Annotated in this window: 1 protein-coding gene; it reads right to left on the reverse strand. The window is 65.8% G+C overall.

Annotated elements, in window-relative coordinates:
- Positions 1-37: 37 nt before the first annotated feature.
- Entirely contained in the window at positions 38-364 is a 327-nt protein-coding gene (locus tag NUW87_RS11580) for a heavy-metal-associated domain-containing protein (protein WP_269028683.1), read from the reverse strand.
- Between the last annotated feature and the right edge of the window lie 189 nt (positions 365-553).

The following is a 553-nucleotide window of genomic DNA, read 5'->3' on the forward strand; positions in this document are numbered from 1 at the left end:
TCAACCCGGTCGGGGTCGAGATGATGGGTAAAACTGATCAGGATAAGACGGTGTAGCCGGCCTCTTCGATGGCCCGGCGAACCATCTCCGGAGGTACGGCACCGGTGACCGTGACGGTGGAAACACCACCAGCGGCGAGATCAATCTGGACGTCGTCGACCTGGGGGAGGGCCTGAAGGGCCTGGGTCACGCTTTTCACGCAGTGCCCGCAGGTCAGGCCGGTGACCTGGTAGCTAGGGGAGGATCCTCCTGCTGACGAGTCGCTGGCGGCAGGGGTGGAGGCGGTGTCGGCATGTGAGGCGGGTCCGCAACAGCTGCAGCCGTGGGAGGCCATCGGCAAGAGGTGGGGTGGGGGGGTGGTCATGGGAAAGCTCCTATGGGTCGTTGGGATGCGGTAACGCTCGTTAGCATATACCCCCCGGGGGTACATTTTCAAGGGGTGGAGGGCACGGCCCTTACGCGGGGCAGGGTGTGGTCACCGAGCAGCCTCCTCGCTGTCGGGAGGGGACAGTGGGAGGCGGAGGGCAAACACCGCTCCGCGACCGGGTCCGGG

Origin of the sequence: Corynebacterium pilbarense (assembly GCF_026930265.1) — a bacterium.
In the GTDB taxonomy this organism is placed as follows: domain Bacteria; phylum Actinomycetota; class Actinomycetes; order Mycobacteriales; family Mycobacteriaceae; genus Corynebacterium; species Corynebacterium pilbarense.

Excerpts from the sequence above, each read along its gene's own strand:
- NUW87_RS11580 (WP_269028683.1), bottom strand. The coding sequence starts at position 364 with ATGACCACCCCCCCACCCCACCTCTTGCCGATGGCCTCCCACGGCTGC.